19 protein-coding genes are annotated in these 21506 nt (G+C 68.2%); 5 read left to right on the top strand and 14 right to left on the bottom strand.

Annotation, left to right across the window (positions count from 1 at the left end):
• Nucleotides 1-72: 72 nt before the first annotated feature.
• The 7 genes from kdsA to AK36_RS18740 form a co-directional block, all read right to left on the bottom strand.
• Complete coding sequence (gene kdsA, locus AK36_RS18770) at nucleotides 73-927, bottom strand: 3-deoxy-8-phosphooctulonate synthase (protein ID WP_011885397.1); 855 nt, start codon at nucleotides 925-927, stop codon at nucleotides 73-75.
• Entirely contained in the window at nucleotides 924-2582 is a 1659-nt protein-coding gene (locus tag AK36_RS18765; RefSeq protein ID WP_011885398.1) for a CTP synthase, read from the bottom strand. Before AK36_RS18765 ends, kdsA begins: the two co-directional genes overlap by 4 nt.
• A gap of 175 nt (nucleotides 2583-2757) precedes the next feature.
• Nucleotides 2758-3603 (bottom strand): alpha/beta fold hydrolase, encoded by an 846-nt coding sequence (locus AK36_RS18760; protein WP_011885399.1) that lies wholly within the window; start codon nucleotides 3601-3603, stop codon nucleotides 2758-2760.
• Between the two features lie 121 nt (nucleotides 3604-3724).
• The gene (locus tag AK36_RS18755; RefSeq protein WP_045579443.1) at nucleotides 3725-6235 is read right to left on the bottom strand and encodes a DNA internalization-related competence protein ComEC/Rec2; all 2511 of its coding nucleotides are present in this window, start codon (nucleotides 6233-6235) and stop codon (nucleotides 3725-3727) included.
• A 59-nt stretch (nucleotides 6236-6294) separates the two neighbouring features.
• Complete coding sequence (locus AK36_RS18750; RefSeq protein WP_045578957.1) at nucleotides 6295-7083, bottom strand: TatD family hydrolase; 789 nt, start codon at nucleotides 7081-7083, stop codon at nucleotides 6295-6297.
• A 62-nt stretch (nucleotides 7084-7145) separates the two neighbouring features.
• Nucleotides 7146-7904: a lipoprotein-releasing ABC transporter ATP-binding protein LolD gene (lolD, locus tag AK36_RS18745; RefSeq protein ID WP_011885402.1), complete on the bottom strand. Its 759-nt coding sequence runs from the start codon at nucleotides 7902-7904 to the stop codon at nucleotides 7146-7148.
• Nucleotides 7897-9150 carry a lipoprotein-releasing ABC transporter permease subunit gene (locus tag AK36_RS18740; protein WP_011885403.1) on the bottom strand — a complete coding sequence of 418 codons (1254 nt, stop codon included), beginning with the start codon at nucleotides 9148-9150 and terminating at the stop codon, nucleotides 7897-7899. Before AK36_RS18740 ends, lolD begins: the two co-directional genes overlap by 8 nt.
• 207 nt (nucleotides 9151-9357) lie before the next feature.
• Between AK36_RS18740 and AK36_RS18735 the strand changes: the two genes are divergently transcribed.
• The 5 genes from AK36_RS18735 (at nucleotide 9358) to AK36_RS18705 (ending at nucleotide 16072) form a co-directional block, all read left to right on the top strand.
• On the top strand, nucleotides 9358-10434 hold the full coding sequence (locus tag AK36_RS18735; RefSeq protein ID WP_045578956.1) for a hypothetical protein: 1077 nt from the start codon (nucleotides 9358-9360) through the stop codon (nucleotides 10432-10434).
• A 10-nt stretch (nucleotides 10435-10444) separates the two neighbouring features.
• The gene (recJ, locus tag AK36_RS18730) at nucleotides 10445-12142 is read left to right on the top strand and encodes a single-stranded-DNA-specific exonuclease RecJ (protein ID WP_045578955.1); all 1698 of its coding nucleotides are present in this window, start codon (nucleotides 10445-10447) and stop codon (nucleotides 12140-12142) included.
• A 147-nt stretch (nucleotides 12143-12289) separates the two neighbouring features.
• Nucleotides 12290-13394, top strand: a protein-coding gene (gene prfB, locus AK36_RS18715; protein WP_106919330.1) for a peptide chain release factor 2 whose coding sequence is annotated in 2 segments (ribosomal slippage) — nucleotides 12290-12370 and nucleotides 12372-13394 — 1104 coding nt in all. Because the reading frame shifts where the segments join, the coding sequence is not laid out codon by codon here.
• Between the two features lie 75 nt (nucleotides 13395-13469).
• Nucleotides 13470-14996: a lysine--tRNA ligase gene (lysS, locus tag AK36_RS18710; RefSeq protein ID WP_011885407.1), complete on the top strand. Its 1527-nt coding sequence runs from the start codon at nucleotides 13470-13472 to the stop codon at nucleotides 14994-14996.
• Between the two features lie 347 nt (nucleotides 14997-15343).
• Complete coding sequence (locus AK36_RS18705; RefSeq protein ID WP_011885408.1) at nucleotides 15344-16072, top strand: glycine zipper 2TM domain-containing protein; 729 nt, start codon at nucleotides 15344-15346, stop codon at nucleotides 16070-16072.
• Nucleotides 16073-16179: 107 nt separating this feature from the next.
• Here the strand turns inward: AK36_RS18705 and iscX are convergent, their stop codons facing one another.
• From iscX to AK36_RS18670, 7 genes are all read right to left on the bottom strand, one after another.
• Complete coding sequence (iscX, locus tag AK36_RS18700) at nucleotides 16180-16389, bottom strand: Fe-S cluster assembly protein IscX (RefSeq protein WP_011885409.1); 210 nt, start codon at nucleotides 16387-16389, stop codon at nucleotides 16180-16182.
• 36 nt (nucleotides 16390-16425) lie between these two features.
• Nucleotides 16426-16767, bottom strand: a complete 342-nt coding sequence (gene fdx, locus AK36_RS18695; RefSeq protein WP_011885410.1) for an ISC system 2Fe-2S type ferredoxin — start codon at nucleotides 16765-16767, stop codon at nucleotides 16426-16428.
• A gap of 83 nt (nucleotides 16768-16850) precedes the next feature.
• Nucleotides 16851-18719 carry a Fe-S protein assembly chaperone HscA gene (hscA, locus tag AK36_RS18690; RefSeq protein ID WP_045578954.1) on the bottom strand — a complete coding sequence of 623 codons (1869 nt, stop codon included), beginning with the start codon at nucleotides 18717-18719 and terminating at the stop codon, nucleotides 16851-16853.
• A gap of 54 nt (nucleotides 18720-18773) precedes the next feature.
• Nucleotides 18774-19301: a Fe-S protein assembly co-chaperone HscB gene (gene hscB, locus AK36_RS18685; RefSeq protein WP_041493968.1), complete on the bottom strand. Its 528-nt coding sequence runs from the start codon at nucleotides 19299-19301 to the stop codon at nucleotides 18774-18776.
• A 97-nt stretch (nucleotides 19302-19398) separates the two neighbouring features.
• Complete coding sequence (gene iscA / locus AK36_RS18680; RefSeq protein ID WP_011885413.1) at nucleotides 19399-19722, bottom strand: iron-sulfur cluster assembly protein IscA; 324 nt, start codon at nucleotides 19720-19722, stop codon at nucleotides 19399-19401.
• 64 nt (nucleotides 19723-19786) lie between these two features.
• Entirely contained in the window at nucleotides 19787-20194 is a 408-nt protein-coding gene (gene iscU / locus AK36_RS18675) for a Fe-S cluster assembly scaffold IscU (RefSeq protein WP_009691729.1), read from the bottom strand.
• 68 nt (nucleotides 20195-20262) lie between these two features.
• The gene (locus tag AK36_RS18670) at nucleotides 20263-21486 is read right to left on the bottom strand and encodes an IscS subfamily cysteine desulfurase (RefSeq protein WP_014723281.1); all 1224 of its coding nucleotides are present in this window, start codon (nucleotides 21484-21486) and stop codon (nucleotides 20263-20265) included.
• Nucleotides 21487-21506 lie beyond the last annotated feature (20 nt).

The raw sequence follows: 21506 nt of genomic DNA, 5'->3' as shown, positions 1-21506 counted from the left end.
AGCTGCGACGGCACGCGTGCCGAACCTGCTGTCGCTACAGACGCGCGAAGCCGCCACAAGGTTCATTCGGTCTTAGTTGAAATCGTTTTCCAGCAGCGGATTGCGCTTCACCGCCTGGTCGAGCGTGACGAGCGTCTCGAGCAGCGCGCCCATCCGGTGCAGCGGCACCGCGTTCGGGCCGTCGGACTTCGCTTCGGCCGGATTCGGATGCGTTTCCATGAACAGGCCGGCGACACCCGTCGCGACCGCGGCGCGCGCGAGCACCGGCACGAATTCGCGCTGACCGCCCGAGCTCGTGCCCTGCCCGCCCGGCAGCTGCACCGAGTGCGTCGCGTCGAACACGACCGGCGCATTCGTTTCGCGCATGATCGCGAGCGAGCGCATGTCGGACACGAGGTTGTTGTAGCCGAACGAGACGCCGCGCTCGCACGCCATGAAGCGGTCTTCCGACAGACCGGCTTCGCGTGCGGCGTCGCGCGCCTTGTCGATCACGTTCTTCATGTCGTGCGGCGCGAGGAACTGGCCTTTCTTGATGTTGACCGGCTTGCCCGAGCGCGCGCACGCGTGGATGAAGTCGGTCTGGCGGCACAGGAACGCGGGCGTCTGCAGCACGTCGACGACCGACGCGACCTGCTCGATCTCGTCGATCGAATGCACGTCGGTCAGCACCGGCAGGCCGAGCTGGCGCTTCACCTCGCCGAGGATGCGCAGCCCCTCGTCCATTCCGAGGCCGCGAAACGACTTGCCCGAGCTGCGGTTCGCCTTGTCGTAGGACGACTTGTAGATGAACGGAACGTTCAGCTTCGCGCAGATTTCCTTCAGGCGGCCCGCGGTGTCGATCGTCATCTGCTCCGATTCGACGACGCAGGTACCCGCGATCAGGAAGAAGGGCTGGTCGAGGCCGACCTCGAAATCGCACAGCTTCATGCTTCTGCTCCGCGCGCTTGCTTGTTGGCGAGCGCCGCTTCGACGAACGACTTGAACAGCGGATGACCGTCACGCGGCGTCGACGTGAATTCCGGGTGGAACTGGACGCCGACGAACCACGGGTGCATCGAACGCGGCAGTTCCATCATCTCCGGCAGATCCTCGCTCGGGGTACGGGCGCTGATGATAAGGCCGCCGGCTTCGAGCTGGGGCACGAAGCGGTTATTGACTTCATAACGGTGGCGATGGCGCTCGTTCACGTCCTTGCCGTAGATCTCTTCGGCCATCGTGCCGGGCTTGATCGGGCAGCGTTGCGAGCCGAGCCGCATCGTGCCGCCGAGATCGGACGACTCGGTGCGCGTCTCGACCTTGCCTTCGCGGTCGTACCACTCGGTGATCAGCGCGACCACGCGTTCCGGCGTGTCCGGATCGAACTCCGTGCTGTTCGCCTGCTTCAGGCCGACGACGTCGCGTGCGAACTCGATCACCGCGAGCTGCATGCCGAGGCAGATGCCGAGATACGGCACTTTCGCCTCGCGCGCATAGCGGATCGCCGCGATCTTGCCTTCCGTGCCGCGACGGCCGAAGCCGCCCGGCACCAGCACGGCGTCGAGATGCTTCAGGCTGTCGACACCGTTCGACTCGATCTCTTCGGAGTCGATGTACTCGATGTTGACCTTCGTCGACGTGTGCAGCGACGCGTGGCGCAGCGCCTCGATCAGCGACTTGTACGACTCCGTCAGATCGACGTACTTGCCGACCATGCCGATCGTCACTTCGTGCTTCGGGTGCTCGAGCTTCTCGACGAGCTCCGACCACATGCTGAGGTCGGCTTCCTTCGGCGACAGCTTCAGTTCGTCGCAGATGATCCGGTCGAGGCCCTGGTCGTGCAGCATCTGCGGAATCTTGTAGATGCTGTCGGCATCCCACACCGAAATCACCGCGTCTTCCGGCACGTTCGAGAACATCGAGATCTTCTTCGACTCGTCGTCGGGAATGCGGCGGTCCGCACGGCACAGCAGCACGTGCGGCAGGATGCCGATCTCGCGCAGCTTCTGCACGCTGTGCTGGGTCGGCTTCGTCTTCAGCTCGCCGGCGGTCGCGACGTACGGCACGAGCGTCAGGTGCACGAAACATGCGCTGTTGCGGCCGAGGCGCAGGCTCATCTGGCGCGCGGCCTCGAGGAACGGCAGCGATTCGATGTCGCCGACCGTGCCGCCGATCTCGACGATCGCGACGTCCGGCTCGCCGCAGGTGGCCGATGCCGCGCCGCGCTCGATGAATGCCTGGATTTCGTTCGTGATGTGCGGGATCACCTGCACGGTCTTGCCGAGATAATCGCCACGGCGCTCCTTGCGGATCACCGATTCGTAGATCTGGCCGGTCGTGAAGTTGTTGGCCTTGCGCATCTTCGTGCTGATGAAGCGCTCATAGTGGCCGAGGTCGAGGTCCGTCTCCGCACCGTCTTCCGTCACGAACACTTCGCCGTGCTGAAACGGGCTCATCGTGCCGGGGTCGACGTTGATGTAGGGATCGAGTTTGAGGAGGGTGACTTTCAGACCGCGCGATTCGAGGATCGCGGCGAGGGAGGCGGCGGCAATACCCTTGCCGAGGGAAGAAACTACGCCGCCGGTGACGAAAACATATTTGGTCATCGCTGAATGCTCGCGGGAAAAACGGATTATACCGTAAAGCCCGCCCTTCTCTCAGCAATTGACGTGATGATCGCGCCCTTTCGCGCAGTGCCGCGCCAGCCGTGCGCGGCCGGGCGAAACGACCGGCCGGCCGGTGCGGCGGCGCCTTGCGCTGCGCGGCGCGGCGGACGCCGCGTCAGCCCCGCTGCACGAGCGCCGCGCGATCGCGCGGCCCGTCGCCCTCCGCCGCTTTCAGCGAATTCAGCATCCGCTGCAATGCGCGGGCCGTCTCGATCGGCCGCTCCATCGGGAACAGATGGCTGCCCTCGAGCCACTCGATGCGCCCGTGCGCGGCCCGGTGCGTCGCATCGAGGCCGACCTGGCGCACTTCGCGCGAGCGCGTGCCGGCGAGAAAGCCGACCGGCACCGGCGCGCCGTGCGCGAGCCGCGGACCGAGCGTGTGCGGCAGCGTGCGGTAGATCAGGTATTCGACCTGGCGGTCGAACGCGAGCGTGCGCGCGCCGTCGGCGCCGGCCTGCGGAATGCCGTAGTCGATGTAGTCGGACAGCATGCGCTCGTCCCAGCGCGCGAACGCGGGCTTCTCGCGAAAGTGCCGCCACGCTTCGTCGCGGCTCGCCCAGTGCGTGCGCCGCTTGCGCGTCGCGGCCGCCGGCGACAGCCGCTCGTCGAGCCCGGCCCACTGGCTCGCGCGCAGCGCACCGGCGCGCCATCCCGCGATGATCGGCGAATCGATCATCACGACGCCGCGCACCCAGTGCGGTTTCTTCAGCGCGGCCATCAGCGACAGGTAGCCGCCGAGCGAATGGCCGACGAGCCACACCGGGCGCTCGTAGCGGCGGCCGATGTCGTCGAGCAACTGATCGACCAGATGCGGCCAGTCGCGCGTCACCGGATAGCGGCGGTCATGACCGATGCGCTCGATGTAACGCAGCTCGTAATCGTCTGCCAGCTCGGCGAAGATGGTCCGGTACGTCGATGCCGGAAAGCCGTTCGCATGCGAGAAGTGGAGGATGTCCTTCAAATGCCGATGTCTCCTGTGTCGGCACGCGCCGCGCGTCGCACCGTTATCGCGCCCCGTGCCGCGCCGTCGGCGCTGGCGCACCCGATGCGGCCTGTTTTTGCTCGACGCTTCGGTGCGGCGCTCACCGATCCATCCAGTAACGTCGCCGCGCCTCGCGATACCGTTCGAACGTGAAACCCCCGTTCGACGGCGCGACGTCGAACCGCACGGCGCCGTCGCGATCGGTGCGCGGCAGCGGGATTGCGCGCGCCTCGTAGCGGGCAAGGACCGAGCGGTGCGGATGCCCGAAGCGATTGCGATAGCCTACAGGAAATACCGCGACGCGCGGCTCGACCGAATCGAGGAAAGGCTCGACCGACGATGTGCGGCTGCCGTGGTGCGGAACGACGAGGATTTGCGCGGCGAGCGCGTCGCGCGAGCCGGCGACGAGCCGGCGTTCGGCGCGTGCGTCGAGGTCGCCGGTCAAGAGCGCCGACGTGCCGGCCGCGTCGATGCGCAGCACGCATGACTGCTCGTTCGACCGGCCCGATGCGATGCTGGACGGCCACAACATCGTGAACACGACGCCGTCCCAGGTCCACCGCTGGCCGGCCGCGCAGGGCACGCGATCGGTGACGCCGGCCGCCTGCGCATCGCGCCACAGCCGGTGTTGCGGCACGATGCCGGCGAGCAGTTGGCGAACCTCCGTGCCGGCATAGACGGCCGCCGCGCCGCCCGCATGATCGGCGTCCCCATGACTGAGGACGAGCGTATCGACGACGCGGATGCCGCGTGCGCGCAATGCCGGCACGACGATCCGCGTGCCGGCATGGGTCGACTCGGGCCCGGGCCCCGCATCGAACAACAGCGTTCGCCGGGCGGTCTCGACCAGCACCGACTCGCCCTGCCCGACGTCGAGCACGGTCAGTCGGAAGCCGCCGGGCGGCGGCGCATCGGGGGCCGGCGCGACGAGCGGCAGCCATGTGATCGGCGCGGCCCAGCGCAGTGGCCAGCCGCGCGGCATCAGCGCCCACGCTGCGCCCATGCACGCGAGCGCGAGCACCGGCCAGTCGGGTATGCGCAGCCAGAACACGCCGGCCGGCCAGTCGGCGAGATGGCGGAGCAGCGTCATCATCGGTCCGAGCGCCGCATGCGCGAGCCGGAACGCGTACGCGTCGAGCGGCGCCGGCAGCGCGACGCCGGCCAGCACGAGCGGCGTCACGACGGAGCTCACCCACGGAATCGCGAATGCGTTGCTGAACGGCCCCGATACCGACATCTGCGCGAACCACGCGGCGGTCAACGGCGCGAGGCCGATCGTCACCGCGTACTGCACGCGGGTCGCGTCCGCGAGCCGCTGCGCTGCACGCTTGCACCATGCGTGAAGCACGCGCCGGCGATCCTGCGCAACACGCTGCTGCGTCGCGTCGCTGCTGCCGTCGCCAGCGCCGTCGCCAGCGCGTTCGATTTCCGGCGTCGCTCGCCAGCCCGCGACGGTCAGCAGGATCGCGGCGACCGCTCCGAACGACAGCCAGAAGCCAGCCGACAGCACGGCCCATGGATCGACCAGCAGCACGCCGCCGAGGGCCGCGCACAACACCGCGGATGTCGGCGCGCTGCGCCCGGCGAGATAGGCTACCGCTGCGGTTGCGATCATCCACCAGGCGCGCTGCGCGGGCACGTTGAAGCCGGCCAGCGCCGCATAGCCGCCGGCGGCCGCGAGCGATGCCAGCGACGCCGCGTAAGGCGCCGGCACCGCCAGCGTAACGGCGCGCCGGCGCCAGCGCAGACGCCGCCACACGAGCGACGCGATCCCGCCCGCGAGCGCGCCGACGAAGCCGACGTGCAGCCCCGAGATCGCGACCAGATGACTCGTGCCGGTATTGCGCAGCACGCGCCAGTCGTCGTCGCCGATCGCGGCTTGATCGCCGACCGCGAGCGCGGTAATGATGCCGCGATGGCGCGCGTCGTCGCCGAGCGCATCGCCGATGCGCATGCGCAGCGTGTCGCGCATCCGGTCAATCGACGCAAGCCATCCCGATGCTCGCTCGTCGAGCAAGATTGCGCGCTCGGGCGCGACGACGTAGCCGATCGCGCGAATGCCGGCGGCAAGCCACGCGGCCTCGCTGTCGCGCACGCCGGGATTGGCCTCCGCATGCGGCCGCTTCATGCGCGCGACGAGCCGCCAGCGCTGCCCGCCGTGCAACGCGGGCAGCGTGCCGCGCGCTGCGGGCTCACCGTAGCTGCGCCACGACAAGCGGATCAGCGGCGCGAAGCGGGCCAGCGCCGCATCGTTCGACTCGACCGCGAGCAGCAGCCGCGCACCGGTTTCGTCGATGGCCGGCAAGCCGCGGATCACGCCCGTGACGACGATGTCCCGCCCTTCCCACTCGACGGGCAGCCCATCGCGCAGCCGCCATTCGGCGCGGGCGGCCGCATAGCCGAAGCCGACTGCAGACGCGATGCACGCACAAAGCACCCAACGGAGCGCGACGAGCGGGCGGCTCCGAGCGCACCGCGCCGACCCGACGTACGCCGCCCCGCATACGGCCACCATGATCGCCGCGCCGGCCCAGCCGCCCGCCCCCGGCAACGCCGCCTGCCGCTGCAGCACGACGACGCCGAGCGCGAACGCGATCCACCACACGCGCATCGCGCCTCCTTCGTCCATCCGGCGCCGCCGTCATCGGCGCGCGCACCACGTGACGACGATTATGCGGACGAAAGTGCGAGGCGCGGCAGCGCGGCGAGCGCGTTGGCCGTTGTGGATAGGGACAGCGCGTGGGGGTCGAGGCCGCGCAGTTCGGCGAGCACGGCGCCGATGCGCGGCACCTGGTCGGGCGTATTGCGCGACTTGTACGCCCATTCGGGCGCGATGTCGGGCGCGTCGGTCTCGACGACGATCGCATCGAGCGGCAGCTGCGCCGCGAGCCGGCGGATCTGCAACGCGCGCCCGAACGTCACGTTGCCGCCGAAACCGAGATGCAGCCCCTGGGCGAGATACGCATCGGCCTGCTGGAAGCTGCCGTTGAATGCATGCGCGATGCCGCGCCGCACGCCGAAACGGCGCAGCCCGGCCAGCACGCGATCCTGCGACTTGCGCACGTGGCACAGCACCGGCAGATCGAATTCGCGCGCGAGCCTGAGCTGCCCCTGATAGAAGAATTGCTGCCGTTCTTCGTCGAGCTCCGGCACGAAGTAGTCGAGGCCGATCTCGCCGATCGCGACGAAGCGCGGATCGTCGACGCTCGCCTCGATCTCCATGCGCAGCCGGTCGAGATCCGCGTCGCGCGCGTGCGGCGTGAACAGCGGGTGGATGCCGAGCGCATAGACGGCGCCCGGCGTGCGCTGCGCAAGCTCGCGCACGGTCGTGAAATTGTCGCGCCCGACGCTCGGGATCACGATGCGCGACACGCCGGCCGCGCACGCCGCCTGCGCGACGGCGTCGCGATCGGCATCGAATTCGCCGGCATCGAGATGGCAATGCGTATCGATCCACATGGCTAGCTTCCCTCCTCCGTCGCGACGCGTCGCCCGGCCGCGCATGCGGCGCGAGCGTGCGCTCACGCCGGCTGCGCCGGCTCCTCGTGCAGCACGCCGTCGCGCAAGCGCATGATGCGGTCGCAACGCGCGGCGAGCTCCGGATCGTGCGTGACGATCACGAAGCTGGTTTCGAGCGTCTCGGACAATTCGAGCATCAGGTTGAACACCGTGTCGGCCGTCGCGCCGTCGAGGTTGCCGGTCGGTTCGTCGGCGAGTACGCAGGCCGGCTTCGTCACCAGCGCGCGCGCGATCGCGACACGCTGCCGCTCGCCGCCGGACAGCTCGCCCGGCCGATGCTTCGCACGCGGGCCGAGCCCGACGCGCTCGAGCATCGCCTGTGCCTGCGCGCGCGCGTCCTCGGTGGTCATCCGGCGAATGCGCAGCGGCATCGCGACGTTGTCCAGCGCCGTGAACTCCGGCAGCAGATGGTGGAACTGGTAGACGAACCCGAGCGCGCGATTGCGCAGGTCGTTGCGCTCGCGCTCGGCGAGCTGCGTAAACGGCTTGCCGAGCAGCGACACTTCGCCGGCGCTCGGCTCGTCGAGGCCGCCCAGCACGTGCAGCAGCGTGCTCTTGCCGGAGCCCGACGCGCCGACGACCGCGAGCTTCTCGCCGCGCCGCACCGTCAGCTCGGTGTTGTTGAGCACCTGCACGTTGAAGCCGCCCTGCACGAACGCCTTCGTGATCCCGCGCGCCTGAAGCACGTATTCCTGCATACCAGCCGAATCCTGTCTGATGGGTTGTCGTGAATCCGCGAATGCGGTCGCGCGGTCATTCATAGCGCAGCGCCTCCGCCGGCTTCACCTTCGCGCCGCGCCAGCTCGGGTACAGCGTCGCGACGGCCGACAGCACGAACGCGATCAGCCCGATCTTGATCACGTCGCCGGCGACGAGTTCGGACGGCAGCTCGCTGATGAAGTACACCGACGGCGGCAGGAACTGCACGCCGAACAGATGCTCGATCATCGGGATCAGCCACGGAATGCTCCATGCGATCAGGCAGCCGAGCGCGACGCCCGACGCGGTGCCGACGAAGCCGATCGTCACGCCCTGCACGACAAAGATCTTCATGATCGAGCCTGGCTGCGCGCCGAGCGTGCGCAGGATCGCGATGTCGGCCTGCTTGTTGGTCACCGTCATCACGAGCGACGACACGAGGTTGAACGCGGCCACCGCGATGATCAGCGTGAGGATGATGAACATCATCCGCTTCTCGATCTGCACGGCCGAGAACCAGGTCTTGTTCTGCTGCGTCCAGTCGCGGATGTAGAGGCTGCCGGACAACGTGTGCGACAGCTCGATCGCCACCTGCGGCGCCTTCTGCATGTCGCTGAGCCGCAGCCGCACGCCGGTCGGCGCGCTCATCCGGAACAGCGCCTCGGCGTCGCGGATGTCGATCATCGCGAGCGTGCTGTCGTATTCGTAATGGCCCGATTCGAACACGCCGACGACCGTGAACTGCTTGAGCCGCGGCATCATCCCGGCCGGCGTGATCGTGCCCTCCGGCGCGACCAGCGTGACCTTGTCACCGACCGTCACGCCGAGATTGCCGGCGAGCGCATCGCCGAGCACGATGCCGAACTGGCCGGGCACCAGCGCGTCGAGGCGGCCGGCCTTCATGTCCTTGCCGATGTCGGACACCTGCGGCTCGAGCGACGGCTCGACGCCGCGTAGCATCACGCCGCTCACCGCGTCCTGGCGCGTGAGCAGCGCCTGCGCGTCGACGTACGGCGCCGCGCCGATCACCGACGGATTGCGCCGCGCCTCCTGCGCCGTGAGTTGCCAGTCCGGCATCGAGCCGGTCGGCGAAAACACCTCGACGTGCGCGAGCACCGACAGCATGCGGTCGCGCACCTCCTTCTGGAAGCCGTTCATCACGGACAGCACGACGATCAGCGCCGCGACGCCAAGCGCGATCCCGAGCATCGATACGAGCGCGATGAAGGAAATGAAGCCGTTGCCGGTCGTGCGTTTGCCGGCGCGCGTATAGCGCCAGCCGATCTGCCATTCGTACGGAAGTTTCAAGCGAATCCTTTCTGCTGGTTACGGCGGGTTCTGCGGGTGACGGCGGGGACGGGCAACGATCCGGCGCGGTGCGCTGCGGCGACGGCCAGCCGGCCGCCGCAAGCGCGACCGCGGCGGCAGCCGCCGCGCGATCGGGCCCGATCGCGCCGGCCCGAACCTCGGTTCGAACCCTGAGCCGGCCCGATCACGCGCGCAGTTTGCCATACAATGCGCACCATCATGCACGACCGACGCCTCCATTTTCTCGTTCCGTTCGCGCTGCCGTCGGCGGCCGATGCGGCCTCGTCCCTGCACACGCTGGACAGTCCCGCGCTCGAAAAGTTGCTCGCCCGCGCGAGCGTCGTCGAGCGCGTGGCCGGCGAGGACTTCCAGCGCACGCTGCCGCACGAGCGCTGGCTCGCCCGCCGCTTCGGCGCGACCCACGGCAACGCGGCCGACGAGGCGCCGCTCGCCCCGTACATGCTGCTGGCCGACGGCGGCGACCCAGGCGCGCTCGCGTGGGCGTGCGTCGAACCCGTGCACGTCGAAATCGCGCACGATCACCTGGTGCTCGTCGATCCGGCGAGCCTCGCGCTCGACGAAGGCGACGCGGCCGCCCTGCTCGCGGTCGCGCGGCCGCTGATCGAGGAACTCGGCGTGCGGCTCGAAGCGCCGCAGCCGGCGCGCTGGTATCTGTCGAGCGAGCAGCTCGCACGCCTTGCCGGCGCCGCGCCGCTGCGCGCGAGCGGCCGCAACATCGAGATCTGGCTGCCGCACGAGGCGCACACCGGCGAGCGGTCGCGGATGTGGATGAAGCTGCAGAACGAAGTCCAGATGGCGTGGTTCCAGCATCCCGTCAACGAAGCGCGCGAAGCGCGCGGCTTGCCGGCCGTCAATTCGATCTGGTTCCATGCGCAGGGCACGCTCAAGCCGGTCGGCAAGCCGTTCGGGCGCGTGCTGTCGGCATCGCCCGCGGCACTTGGCCTTGCGCGCGCCGCGCAGGCCGAGACCGGCGCCGTGCCGAGCGCCTTCGGCGCGCTGCCCGCCGCGGCCGGTGCGACGCTCGTCGAGCTGCCGTCGCTGTCCGCGCCGTACATCGAACAGGACTGGGCACGCTGGCACGACGCGCTCGCCGTGCTCGAGCGCGACTGGTTCGCACCGTCGCTCGCCGCGCTGCAGAACGGCGAGCTGGCCGGCGTCGAATTCACGCTGTGCGGCGACACGAGCTCCGTCACGCTGCACGCGACGCGCGGCGACCTGCGCAAGTTCTGGCGCCGCCGCGCGCTGGCGTCCCTGTTCGAATGACCGCATCCGTATGACCCGCATCGTTACCCGCCCCGTCGCCCCCGCCGACGCCGCCGCGCTCGCGCGCCACGGCCTGCACCCCGTACTCGCGCGCCTGTACGCGTCGCGCGGCGTGCAGTCGCCGACCGACATCGAGACCGCGCTCGCACGCCTCGTCCCGCCCACCGACCTCAAAGGCTGCGCCGACGCCGCCGCGCTGCTCGCCGACGCGATCGCCGAGCGGCGACGCCTGCTGGTCGTCGCCGACTACGACTGCGACGGCGCGACCGCCTGCGCGGTCGCGGTGCGCGGCCTGCGCATGTTCGGCGCGCAGATCGACTACCTCGTGCCGAACCGCTTCGAATACGGCTACGGGCTCACGCCGGAGATCGTCGAGCTGGCGGCGGCGCGCAAGCCGGACCTGCTGATCACCGTCGACAACGGGATCGCGAGCGTCGCCGGCGTCGAAGCCGCGAACGCGCGCGGCATCGACGTGCTCGTGACCGACCACCATCTGCCCGGCGACGCGCTGCCCGCCGCGCGCGCGATCGTCAACCCGAACCAGCCGGGCTGTGCGTTCCCGAGCAAGCACATCGCCGGCGTCGGCGTGATGTTCTACGTGCTGCTCGCGCTGCGCGCGGAGCTGCGCCGGCGCGGCGCGTTCGCGAGCAAGGACGCCGAGCCGCGCCTGGACGGGCTGCTCGATCTGGTCGCGCTCGGCACCGTCGCCGACGTGGTGCGGCTCGACGGCAACAACCGCGTGCTGGTCGCGCAGGGGCTGCACCGGATCCGCAACGGCCGCATGCAGCCGGGCATCGCCGCGCTGTTCCGCGCCGCGGGCCGCGACGCGCGCACCGCGTCGGGCTTCGATCTCGGCTTCGGCGTCGGGCCGCGCCTGAACGCGGCGGGACGGCTCTCCGACATGTCGCTCGGGATCGAATGCCTGATCACCGACGACATCGGCCGCGCATGGGAGCTCGCGCAGCAGCTCGACGCGATGAACCGCGAGCGCCGCGAAATCGAGGCCGGCATGCAGCAGCAGGCGCTCGCCGATCTCGCCGACGTCGATCCCGCCGACGCGTGCACCATCACGCTGTTCAACCCCGCATGGCACCAGGGCGTGATCGGCATCGTCGCCGGGCGGCTCAAGGAGAAATTCCACCGCCCGTCGTTCACGTTCGCGCATGCGGACGAAAGCGGCACGCGCGTGAAGGGCTCGGGACGGTCGATTGCCGGTTTCCATCTGCGCGACGCGCTCGACCTCGTCTCGAAGCGCGAGCCCGACCTGATCGTCGCGTTCGGCGGTCATGCGATGGCCGCGGGCCTCACGCTCGACACCGCCAACGTGTCGCGCTTCGCGGCCGCGTTCGAGGCCGTCGCACGCGAGTGGCTGTCCGACGACGCGCTGGCGCGCGTGATCGAGACCGACGGCGAGCTCGAGGACGCCTATTTCACGCCGCAGTTCGTCGGGCTGCTCGACGAGGCCGTCTGGGGCCAGGGCTTTCCGGCCCCGCTTTTCTCCGGCGAGTTCGACGTCGTGTCGCAATCGCTCGTGAAGGAAAAGCACCTGAAGCTGCAGCTGGCGCGCGGCCGGCAGCGCTTCAACGCGATCTGGTTCAACCACACCGAGCCGCTGCCGGCGAGCGCGCTGATCGCGTACCGGCTGGTCGCCGACACGTGGAACGGCGTGACGCGCGTGCAGCTCGTCGTCGAGCACGCGGCCGGCTGAACGGCGGCCGCGCGCCATCCCGCCGGCCGCGCGTGCGGCGCGCGGCAACGGGCCGCCGCACGCATGCAAGCACACTCCGCGTCACCGGGACACCCCGCCGATCGGCTATAATTCCGCTTTTTTACGAAGCAAGAACAGCGAACGATCATGGAAGCGGAACGTCTCAACGCGATCGAAAGCTCCCTGCTCGACCTGCGCAACCGCGCGGGCGAGCTTCGGGGGTATCTTTGACTACGACGCCAAGGCTGCGCGTCTGACCGAAGTCAACAAGGAACTGGAAGACCCGAACGTCTGGAACGATTCGAAGAACGCCCAGGCGCTCGGCCGCGAGAAGAAGCTGCTCGAAGGCGTCGTCACGACGCTGACCGCGCTCGATAGCGACCTGCGCGACGCGCTCGACCTGTTCGAGCTCGCCCGCGAAGAAGGCGACGAAGACACGCTGCTCGCGTCCGAAGACGACGCGAACAAGCTCGCCGCGCGCGTCGGCGACATCGAATTCCGCCGGATGTTCTCGAATCCGGCCGACCCGAACAACTGCTTCATCGACATCCAGGCCGGCGCCGGCGGCACCGAGGCGTGCGACTGGGCGTCGATGCTGCTGCGCCAGTACCTGCGCTACTGCGAGCGCAAGGGCTTCAAGGCCGAAGTGCTCGAAGAATCCGACGGCGACGTCGCCGGCATCAAGAACGCGACGATCAAGGTGTCGGGCGAATACGCGTACGGCTTCCTGCGCACCGAAACCGGCATTCACCGGCTCGTGCGCAAGTCGCCGTTCGACTCGTCGGGCGGCCGCCACACGTCGTTCTCGTCGGTGTTCGTGTATCCCGAAATCGACGACTCGATCGAAGTCGAGGTGAACCCGGCCGACCTGCGCATCGACACCTACCGCGCCTCGGGCGCGGGCGGCCAGCACATCAACAAGACCGACTCCGCGGTGCGGATCACGCACATGCCGACCGGCATCGTCGTGCAGTGCCAGAACGACCGTTCGCAGCACCGCAACCGCGCCGAAGCGATGGCCATGCTGAAGTCGCGCCTGTACGAAGCCGAGATGCGCAAGCGCCAGGCCGAGCAGGACAAGCTCGAATCGAGCAAGACCGACGTGGGCTGGGGCCACCAGATCCGTTCGTACGTGCTCGACCAGAGCCGCGTGAAGGATCTCCGCACGAACGTCGAAATGAGCAACACGAAAGCCGTGCTCGACGGCGATCTCGACGACTTCATCAGCGCGAGCCTCAAACAGGGCGTGTAAGCGCCGCGGCGCGGCCCCTCGGTCGCGCCGCCCTTCCCGTTTGCGTTGCCGCACCCATTCCGAATTCCGACCATCATGACCGAACCGACCCAAACGCAGCCCGCCGTCGCGGCGGACGAAAACCAGATCATTGCCGAGCGCCGCGACAAGCTGCGCGCGTTGCGCGAGCAAGGCGTCGCGTATCCGAACGATTTCCGGCCGACGCATCACGCCGCCGAGCTCCAGTCGACCTACGCCGACTCGGACAAGGCTGCGCTCGAAGCGAACCCGGTCGAGGTGTCGGTCGCCGGCCGCATGATGCTCAAGCGCGTGATGGGCAAGGCGAGCTTCGCGACGGTGCAGGACGGTTCGGGCCAGATCCAGTTCTTCGTGACGCCGAACGACGTCGGCGCGGAAACCTACGACGCGTTCAAGAAGTGGGACCTCGGCGACATCGTCGCCGCGCGCGGCGTGCTGTTCCGCACCAACAAGGGCGAGCTGTCGGTGCAGTGCAAGGAGCTGCGTTTGCTGGCGAAGGCGCTGCGCCCGCTGCCGGACAAGTTCCACGGCCTCGCCGACCAGGAAATGCGCTATCGCCAGCGCTACGTCGACCTGATCGTCACGCCGGAGACGCGCGACACGTTCCGCGCGCGCACCAAGACGATCTCGTCGATCCGCCGCTTCATGGAGAACGCCGACTTCATGGAAGTCGAAACGCCGATGCTGCACCCGATCCCGGGCGGCGCGGCGGCCAAGCCGTTCATCACGCATCACAACGCACTCGACATGCAGATGTTCCTGCGCATCGCGCCGGAGCTGTATCTGAAGCGGCTGATCGTCGGCGGCTTCGAGCGCGTGTTCGAGATCAACCGTAACTTCCGGAACGAAGGTGTGTCGCCGCGCCACAACCCGGAATTCACGATGATGGAGTTCTACGCCGCGTACACCGACTACCGCTGGCTGATGGACTTCACCGAGCAGCTGATCCGCCAGGCGGCGATCGATGCGCTCGGCACTGCGACGATCCAGTATCAAGGCCGCGAGCTCGATCTCGCGAAGCCGTTCCATCGTCTGACGATCACGCAGGCGATCCAGAAGTACGCGCCGCAGTACACCGACGGCCAGCTGTCGGACGACGCATTCCTGCGCACCGAACTGAAGCGCCTCGGCGTCGACGTGTCGCAGCCGGCCTTCCTGAACGCCGGCATCGGCGCGCTGCAGCTCGCGCTGTTCGAGGAAACCGCCGAGTCGCAACTGTGGGAGCCGACCTACATCATCGACTACCCGGTCGAAGTGTCGCCGCTCGCGCGCGCGTCCGATACGGTGCCGGGCATCACCGAGCGCTTCGAGCTGTTCATGACGGGCCGCGAGATCGCAAACGGCTTCTCGGAGCTGAACGATCCGGAAGATCAGGCTGCACGCTTCAAGAAGCAGGTCGAGCAAAAGGACGCGGGCGACGAGGAAGCGATGTTCTTCGACGCCGACTACATCCGCGCGCTCGAACACGGGATGCCGCCGACCGGCGGTTGCGGGATCGGCATCGACCGTCTCGTGATGCTGCTGACCGACAGCCCGACGATCCGCGACGTGCTGCTGTTCCCCCATCTGCGCCGCGAAGACTGACCGGCCGCGCCGCGTGTGCGCCCGCGCGCCGCGCGGTGCCCACGCGGCGGCTTTGTAACCGCGCGTAAATCCCGCCTGCCGGCGCTCGCCGGCATTCGCTCCCTCCCCGTTTTATTTCCTCGCCGCGACGGCTTGCCTCGGGTTTTCCCGAGATCGGCCGCCAACGCGCTGCTTCAATTGGTTACACCTTGATACGGTGCGCGCAGCGCGCGTCGACGACACTCCTGTTGCGTCACCACGCATGACCACGGGACCGGAACGCGGCATCGCACGCCACGTCCGATCGCTCCCGAGCGTGGGATCCGGCCGCCGCGCTATTGCCGGCCGAATCGACACCGGAGAAGAAAATGGACAACCAGAATCAGACCACGCCGCAAAAGCAACGCCTGCACCCGCTGATCGCGACCGCCGCAGGCGCCGTCATCGTCGCCAGCCTGGCGGCCACCGCCGCCATCACGGGCATCTTCCCGAAGGCCAGTAGCAACAACGAGCAGAACGGCCAGACCCAGGCCGCGCTGATCGCGTCGCAGCCGGCCGTCGACACGGCTGCCGCGGCCAGCGCCGCGCGTGCCGCGCAAGCCGAGCAGGAAGCGGCGCAGCAGAAGGCCGAGCAGCAAAAGGCCCTCGCGCAGGCCGAGCCGAAGCCGGCTCCGCGCCCGGCGGCCACCCACCACCGCCGTGCCCCGGCGCCGCAGCCGCCGCAGTATGCGCAGCAGTCGGGCGCGCCCGCGCAGCCGGCCTATTGCCAGAGCTGCGGCACGATCGTCGCGATCACGCAAACGCGTACGCCGGGCCAGAGCTCGGGGATCGGCGCGGTCGGCGGCGCAGCGGCCGGCGGCCTGCTCGGCAACCAGTTCGGCCGCGGCAACGGCCGCACCGCGATGACCATCATCGGCGCGCTCGGCGGCGGCCTGGCCGGCAACCAAGTCGAGAAGCAGGTGCGCGCGGAAACCGACTATCAGGTCGAGGTCCAGATGGAAAGCGGCGCGACCCGCACGTTCACGTACCACAACCCGCCGCCGTTCGGCCAGGGCCAGCGCGTGCGGATCGAGAACGGTACGCTGGTGGGCGCGTAACGTCGGCACGTAACGCGGCACGGTCACTCGCACCGTCGCACTGAAACGAAAAAAGGCTCGTGAGGATTCACGAGCCTTTTTGCATGGGCGGGCTACGGTGTAACGACTCAGTCTTCGTCGTCGAAGTCGGATTCGTCGATCCAGTGCGCCTGGATCGCTTCGAGAATCTTCTCGCCGGAGTGTGCCGGGTCGTCCGAGAAGCCGTCGAGCTCGATCACCCATTGGCGCAACTCGACGAAGTTGATCCGCTGCGGATCGACGTCCGGATGCTTGTCTGCCAGCGCGATTGCGATTTCGCGCGAATCGGTCCATTTCATCGCCTGCCCTCCCGTATGCGCTGCCGCGGCGACGCGTCAGTGATTTTCCTTCGCGTGGTTGATCGAGTACTTCGGAATCTCGACCACCAGATCCGAATCTTCCGTCACGATCGCCTGGCACGACAGACGCGACGTCGGCTCGAGGCCCCAGGCCTTGTCGAGCAGATCGTCCTCGTCCTCGTCGGACGGCTCGAGCGCGTTGAAGCCCTCGCGGATCACCACGTGACAGGTCGTGCATGCGCACGACTTCTCGCATGCATGCTCGATCTCGATCCCGTTGTCGAGCAGGTTGTCGCAAATACTCTTGCCGGGCGTCGCGTCGATCACCGCGCCGTCCGGGCACAGTTCGACGTGAGGCAGCACCACCAGTTGAGGCATGTCGGTTCCGTCAGTCAAGGTGCGGCGGCTCGCGCCGCACGGTTCAATATCGCACCGGCCGTCGCCGGGCCGGTGCCGTTCGTTCAGATCTCGTCGAGCCGCCGGCCGGACAGCGCACGCTTGATGCTCTTGTCCATGCGGCGCGCCGCGAATTCGTCGGTGCCGTCGGCGAGCGCCTTGGTCGCGGTTTCGATCGCGTGGGCGTCGTCGCCCGCGGCGATCGTGCGCAGCGCCGCGACGAGCGCGTCGACCTGCTCGCGCTCGGCCGCGTCGAGCAATTCGCCGTCGACCGCGAGCGCCGCCTGCGTCGCCTCGATCATCCGCTCGGCTTCGACCTGCGCTTCGCGCAGCGCGCGTGCACGCATGTCGATCTCGGCGGTCTTGAAGCTGTCCTCGAGCATCTTCGCGATATCGTCGTCGGCGAGGCCGTACGACGGCTTCACGACGACCGACGCCTCGACGCCCGACAGCTGTTCGCGCGCGAACACCGACAGCAGGCCGTCCGCGTCGACCTGATAGGTCACGCGGATGCGCGCCGCACCGGCCGTCATCGGCGGGATGCCGCGCAGCTCGAAACGCGCGAGCGACCGGCAGTCGGCGACGAGTTCGCGCTCGCCCTGCACGACGTGGATCGCCATCGCGGTCTGGCCGTCCTTGAAGGTCGTGAATTCCTGCGCGCGCGCGATCGGAATCGTCGAATTGCGCGGAATGATCTTCTCGACGAGCCCGCCCATCGTCTCGACGCCGAGCGACAGCGGGATCACGTCGAGCAGCAGCCAGTCGTCGCCGTTGCCGCGATTGCCGGCCAGCAGATCGGCCTGAATCGCCGCGCCGAGCGCGACGACCTGGTCGGGATCGAGGTTGACGAGCGGCGGCTGGCCGAAAAACTGCTCCACGGCCGCGCGGATCACCGGCATGCGCGTCGCGCCGCCGACCAGCACGACGCCCTTGATGTCGGCCGGGCTCACCTGCGCGTCGCGCAGCGCCTTGCGGGTCGGCGTCAGCGTGCGCTGCACCAGCGGCTCGACCAGCGTGGCGAACGTGTCGTGCGAAATCGTCTGCACGAGATGCGCGCCGCTCGACAGCGTCACGTCGAGCGACGCGTGCGGCGCCGACGACAACGCCTCCTTCACCACCCGCACGCGATCGAGCAGCAGCCGCACGTCCTCGGGCGCGAGCGTGTGCGCGTCGATGCCGGCCTGCGCGAGCACGTGGCCGAACAGCGCGTGATCGAAATCGTCGCCGCCGAGCGCGGAATCGCCGCCCGCGGCGAGCACTTCGAACACGCCCTTGGTCAGCTTCAGGATCGACAGGTCGAACGTGCCGCCGCCCAGGTCGTACACCGCATAGAGGCCTTCCGACCCATTGTCGAGGCCGTAGGCGATCGCGGCCGCGGTCGGTTCGTTCAGCAGGCGCAGCACGTTCAGACCGGCGAGGCGCGCGGCGTCCTTGGTCGCCTGGCGCTGCGCGTCGTCGAAATACGCGGGCACCGTGATGACCGCGCCGACCAGCTCGTCGCCGAGCGTGTCCTCGGCCCGGTAGCGCAGCGTCGCGAGAATCTCGGCCGACACTTCGACCGGGCTCTTCACGCCGTCGATCGTGCGGATCTGCACCATCCCCGGTGCGTCGACGAATTCATACGGCGCGTTCGCCCCGCCTTCGACCTCGGCCTTGCCGCGGCCCATGAAGCGCTTGACCGACACGATCGTGTTGCGCGGATCGGTCGCGGCCTGCTCCTTCGCTTCGTAGCCGATGCGGCGGCCGCCCTTCTCCAGGTAGCGCACCACCGACGGCAGCAGGACGCGGCCCGCTTCGTCCGGCAGCACTTCGGGCACGCTGTTGCGCACGGCGGCGACGAGCGAATTCGTCGTGCCGAGATCGATGCCGACGGCAAGCCGCCGCTGGTGCGGCGCCGGCGCCATACCCGGTTCGGAAATTTGCAGTAAAGCCATCTTGGTTCGTTCGGGCGCTCGGCCCGTTTGCTGCGCGTGCCGCGAGGCACGCGGTTAAGTTTCGAGACGCTCGATCTGCGCGCCGACTTCCGACGCGACCCGTTCGATGAACATCAGCTGGCGCACGGCCTCGGCGGCGGCCTGGTCGGCGCCGCTGTCGAGCAGCGTACCCAGGCGCTCGATGCGCACGCGCTTTTCGTCGCGCAACTCGGCGAGCAGCACGTCGAGCGCGTCGACGTTGCGCGCGGCCGCGGCATCCTCGATGCCTTCGCGCCATTCCATCTGCTGCATCAGGAACGCCGGCTCCATCGCGGTGTTGTTTTCCGCGCCGATGTCGACGCCGCGCAGCGACAGCAGATAGCTCGCGCGCTGCAGCGGATCGCGCAGCGTGCGGTACGCCTCGTTCGCACGGGTCGCCCATTGCATCGCGATGCGCTTTTGCGCGTCGCCCGCCGCTGCAAAGCGGTCCGGATGCACCTGCGTCTGCACCGTGCGATACGCGTCGTCGAGCGCCGCGTCGTCGAGCGCGAATTGCGCCGGCAGGTGAAACAGGTCGAAGTGGCTGTCTTTCAGCGAAACCATCGTCGCGTTCAATTCCGGTTCGTTGCGCGGCGAACGCCGCACATTAAAAAGGCGGCTCGTGCCGCCTCTTGCCCGCATTGCGCGGAAACCCGCGTCGTCACACGCGGAACGATTCGCCGCACCCGCACTCGTCCTTCACGTTCGGGTTGTTGAACTTGAACCCTTCGTTCAGACCTTCGCGCGCGAAGTCGAGCTCGGTGCCGTCGATGTACGCGAGGCTCTTCGGATCGACGACGACCTTCACGCCATGGCTCTCGAACACCTGATCCTCGGGGGCCAGCTCGTCGACATACTCGAGCTTGTACGCGAGCCCCGAGCACCCGGTCGTGCGAACGCCAAGCCGCAGGCCAACACCCTTGCCGCGCCGGACGAGGTATTTCTGGACGTGCTGTGCTGCTTTTTCGGTCAGTGTAATTGCCATGATGTCCTTGCCGCGGTGCGCGGCCAGCGCGCACCCGGTTCCTTCACAAGCCGCTCGTTGCCGCTCAGGCTGCTGCCTGATCGCCTTCCTTGGTGTCGTGGCGCTTCTTGTAGTCGGCCACGGCTGCCTTGATCGCGTCTTCCGCGAGGATCGAGCAGTGAATCTTCACCGGCGGCAGCGCCAGTTCTTCGGCGATCTGCGTGTTCTTGATCGAGAGCGCCTCGTCGAGCGTCTTGCCCTTCACCCATTCGGTCACGAGCGAGCTCGATGCGATGGCCGAACCGCAGCCGTAGGTCTTGAACTTCGCGTCTTCGATCACGCCGTCCGCGCCGACGCGGATCTGCAGCTTCATCACGTCGCCGCAGGCGGGCGCGCCGACCATGCCGGTGCCGACCGCGTCGTCGTCTTTCGCGAACGAACCGACGTTACGCGGGTTTTCGTAGTGATCCAGAACCTTGTTGCTGTATGACATGACTCAGACTCCTTGACTCGTTACGTCTGCGTGCGTAAATCCGCGCGCGAATGTATGCAATGCGGTGTTCAGTGTGCAGCCCATTCGATCGTCGACAGATCGATGCCTTCCTGGTGCATTTCCCAGAGCGGCGACAGCTCGCGCAGCTTCGCGATCTTGCTGTTCAGCAGATCGATCACGAAGTCGACTTCCTCTTCCGTCGTGAAGCGGCCGACCGTGAAGCGGATCGAGCTGTGCGCGAGTTCGTCGTTGCGGCCGAGCGCACGCAGCACGTACGACGGCTCGAGCGACGCCGACGTGCACGCCGAGCCCGACGACACCGCGACGTCCTTGATCGCCATGATCAGCGACTCGCCTTCGACGAAGTTGAAGCTGATGTTCAGGTTGTGCGGCACACGGTGCTCCATGTCGCCGTTCACGTAGGTTTCCTCGATCTGCGACAGGCCGCGCAGCAGCTTGTCGCGCAGCATCCGGATGCGCTCGTTCTCGGTCGCCATTTCTTCGCGCGCGATGCGGAACGCTTCGCCCATGCCGACGATCTGGTGCGTCGCCAGCGTGCCCGAACGCATGCCGCGCTCGTGGCCGCCGCCGTGCATCTGCGCTTCGATGCGCACGCGCGGCTTGCGGCGCACGTACAGCGCACCGATGCCCTTCGGGCCGTAGGTCTTGTGCGCCGAGAACGACATCAGGTCGACCTTCAGCTTCGCGAGGTCGATCTCGACCTTGCCGGTCGACTGCGCGGCGTCGACGTGGAACACGATGCCCTTCTCGCGGCAGATCTCACCGATCGTCGCGATGTCCTGGATCACGCCGATCTCGTTGTTCACGTGCATCACCGACACGAGGATCGTGTCCGGGCGCAGCGCGGCCTTGAACACGTCGAGGTCGAGCAGACCGTCTTCCTTCACGTCGAGATAGGTGACGTCGAAGCCCTCGCGCTCGAGTTCGCGGCAGGTGTCGAGCACGGCCTTGTGCTCGGTCTTCACCGTGATGATGTGCTTGCCCTTGCCCTTGTAGAAGTGCGCGGCGCCCTTGATCGCGAGGTTGTCCGACTCCGTGGCGCCCGACGTCCAGATGATCTCGCGCGGGTCCGCATTCACGAGCGCAGCCACCTGCTCGCGCGCTTCCTCGACCGCGTGCTCCGCGTCCCAGCCGTAGGCGTGGCTGCGCGACGCCGGGTTGCCGAACCGCTCGCGCAGGTACGGCACCATCTTGTCGACCACGCGCGGATCGACCGGCGTCGTCGCGCTGTAATCCATGTAGATGGGCAGGTGGAGGGTCTGTTGGGTCATCTGTCGCTCCGGGGATTCTG

Origin of the sequence: Burkholderia vietnamiensis LMG 10929, from assembly GCF_000959445.1 — a bacterium.
Taxonomy (GTDB): domain Bacteria; phylum Pseudomonadota; class Gammaproteobacteria; order Burkholderiales; family Burkholderiaceae; genus Burkholderia; species Burkholderia vietnamiensis.
The sequence above is the reverse complement of the archived record's forward strand: the minus strand, read 5'-3'. Positions and strand labels throughout refer to the sequence as shown.

Excerpts from the sequence above, each read along its gene's own strand:
- kdsA (WP_011885397.1), bottom strand. The coding sequence starts at position 927 with ATGAAGCTGTGCGATTTCGAGGTCGGCCTCGACCAGCCCTTCTTCCTG.
- AK36_RS18765 (WP_011885398.1), bottom strand. The coding sequence starts at position 2,582 with ATGACCAAATATGTTTTCGTCACCGGCGGCGTAGTTTCTTCCCTCGGC.
- AK36_RS18755 (WP_045579443.1), bottom strand. The coding sequence starts at position 6,235 with ATGCGCGTGTGGTGGATCGCGTTCGCGCTCGGCGTCGTCGTGCTGCAG.
- AK36_RS18750 (WP_045578957.1), bottom strand. The coding sequence starts at position 7,083 with ATGTGGATCGATACGCATTGCCATCTCGATGCCGGCGAATTCGATGCC.
- lolD (WP_011885402.1), bottom strand. The coding sequence starts at position 7,904 with ATGAATGACCGCGCGACCGCATTCGCGGATTCACGACAACCCATCAGA.
- AK36_RS18735 (WP_045578956.1), top strand. The coding sequence starts at position 9,358 with ATGCGCACCATCATGCACGACCGACGCCTCCATTTTCTCGTTCCGTTC.
- recJ (WP_045578955.1), top strand. The coding sequence starts at position 10,445 with ATGACCCGCATCGTTACCCGCCCCGTCGCCCCCGCCGACGCCGCCGCG.
- lysS (WP_011885407.1), top strand. The coding sequence starts at position 13,470 with ATGACCGAACCGACCCAAACGCAGCCCGCCGTCGCGGCGGACGAAAAC.
- AK36_RS18705 (WP_011885408.1), top strand. The coding sequence starts at position 15,344 with ATGGACAACCAGAATCAGACCACGCCGCAAAAGCAACGCCTGCACCCG.
- iscX (WP_011885409.1), bottom strand. The coding sequence starts at position 16,389 with ATGAAATGGACCGATTCGCGCGAAATCGCAATCGCGCTGGCAGACAAG.
- fdx (WP_011885410.1), bottom strand. The coding sequence starts at position 16,767 with ATGCCTCAACTGGTGGTGCTGCCTCACGTCGAACTGTGCCCGGACGGC.
- hscA (WP_045578954.1), bottom strand. The coding sequence starts at position 18,719 with ATGGCTTTACTGCAAATTTCCGAACCGGGTATGGCGCCGGCGCCGCAC.
- hscB (WP_041493968.1), bottom strand. The coding sequence starts at position 19,301 with ATGGTTTCGCTGAAAGACAGCCACTTCGACCTGTTTCACCTGCCGGCG.
- iscA (WP_011885413.1), bottom strand. The coding sequence starts at position 19,722 with ATGGCAATTACACTGACCGAAAAAGCAGCACAGCACGTCCAGAAATAC.
- iscU (WP_009691729.1), bottom strand. The coding sequence starts at position 20,194 with ATGTCATACAGCAACAAGGTTCTGGATCACTACGAAAACCCGCGTAAC.
- AK36_RS18670 (WP_014723281.1), bottom strand. The coding sequence starts at position 21,486 with ATGACCCAACAGACCCTCCACCTGCCCATCTACATGGATTACAGCGCG.